This is a genomic window from Microcoleus sp. OTE_8_concoct_300 (genome assembly GCF_031383065.1).
In the GTDB taxonomy this organism is placed as follows: Bacteria; Cyanobacteriota; Cyanobacteriia; order Cyanobacteriales; family Microcoleaceae; genus Microcoleus.
In genome coordinates this window covers 1-1,337 of record NZ_JANMZH010000768.1, presented here as the reverse complement: position 1 = coordinate 1,337, position 1,337 = coordinate 1, and the positions used below count along the sequence as shown (strand labels likewise).

The window sequence follows — 1,337 nt, the reverse complement described above, 5'->3', positions numbered from 1 at the left end:
GAAAGTACGAATGGAGATTGTAGGGTTTCCTTGCCTGTCGTTCTCAAGTGCGATCGCCGAAGATAAGAGTATAGAAATTAAACGGCTGGTTTTGACCCGCCCTTACAAAAAATGAACTCACAACTAGAACAACAAGTAACGATTATGCAAGACGAAACACCAGCCACCGGAGCTTCAGCAAACTCAACAGTTGAAACTCCTTTATTCGCCTCAGAATTTGCAACAGAGGAAAAAGTCAGAGTGGAAGAATTTAAGATTAGCGGCGACAGTTTAATTGCTAAAGTCAAAGAACTAATTCAGCAAGGAAAACTCCGCCACCTCGTCATCAAAAACTCGCAAGGGCGGACTTTGGCAGACATTCCGCTGATGGCGGCATTGGTAGGCGGCGTTGCAGGATCAGTAGTCTTTCCAATTGCTGCTGTACTTGCTACAGTTGGGGCAGTGGCGGCTCATTTGACTGTAGCTGTCGAGCGCAAAGAATAGTCATTAGTCATTAAAAATCTTCTCTTCAAGTCCGCGAAGGCGGACTTTTTTTGTTGAGTAGCGATTTCAATCGCCGAATTGTCTTATCAACGTAAATTATCCGGTACTTTCGCCGCAGGTTGGTCCAAATAATTGTAAACAATCCGCGAAATCCGACGCACAAAATCTCTCACAATCGGGTCATTGTAAGGACGTTTGACAAAGATTGCCGCTAAATAACGCTTCCCATTCGGCATATCAATAATTCCAGCATCGCCAACTACAAAGCCGATATCTCCGGTTTTGTCAGCAATCACGGCTCCCGCCCCTAAACCCGAAGGAAGCAGCGTTCTAGTTGTTGTACGCCGCAATAATTCTAAAGCCTGTTCTCGACTCGATTCAGAAACTAATTTATCGCGAGACAGCATCGCCAGCAACTTTACCATATCCACAGAACTTGTTGTATTTGTTCCTTGAAAATCGCCGAGCCAATTCCGAATCTTCGTATCAGTTAATCCCCAAGTGCGAAAACGCTCGTTGAGTTTAGCAATTCCCCCCAAACGTTCAATAATCATGTTGGTGGCTGTATTGTCGCTGATGGTAATCATTTTATCTACGGTTTCTCTGATGCCAAACCGAGTGCCATCTGGTTCGTCTTGCATAGTTCCAGAACCGCTGGCTACTAAGTCGGACTTCATAACTAATGTTTCGTCTAGGCTAACTTTGCCTGCGTCTACATCTTGATAAAAAGCAATCAGAATTGGTAATTTGATGGTACTCGCGGCCGGAAATACTCGATCGCCCTTGATATCCAAATAGTTTCCTGTATCTAAATCCAGAAAAAACATTCCGGCGCTGAGGGATCTATACTGTTC

The 1,337-nt window shown here is 44.5% G+C and carries 2 protein-coding genes; one reads left to right on the top strand and one right to left on the bottom strand.

The window, feature by feature from the left end:
- The first annotated feature begins 111 nt into the window (after positions 1-111).
- Positions 112-483, top strand: a complete 372-nt coding sequence (locus ACUVJL_RS34270; RefSeq protein WP_445249909.1) for a DUF4342 domain-containing protein — start codon at positions 112-114, stop codon at positions 481-483.
- Between the two features lie 86 nt (positions 484-569).
- Here ACUVJL_RS34270 and ACUVJL_RS34265 read toward each other — a convergent pair.
- A partial coding sequence (locus ACUVJL_RS34265; RefSeq protein WP_445249908.1) for a serine hydrolase occupies positions 570-1,337 on the bottom strand: 768 nt, incomplete at its 5' end.

Excerpts from the sequence above, each read along its gene's own strand:
- ACUVJL_RS34270 (WP_445249909.1), top strand. The coding sequence starts at position 112 with ATGAACTCACAACTAGAACAACAAGTAACGATTATGCAAGACGAAACA.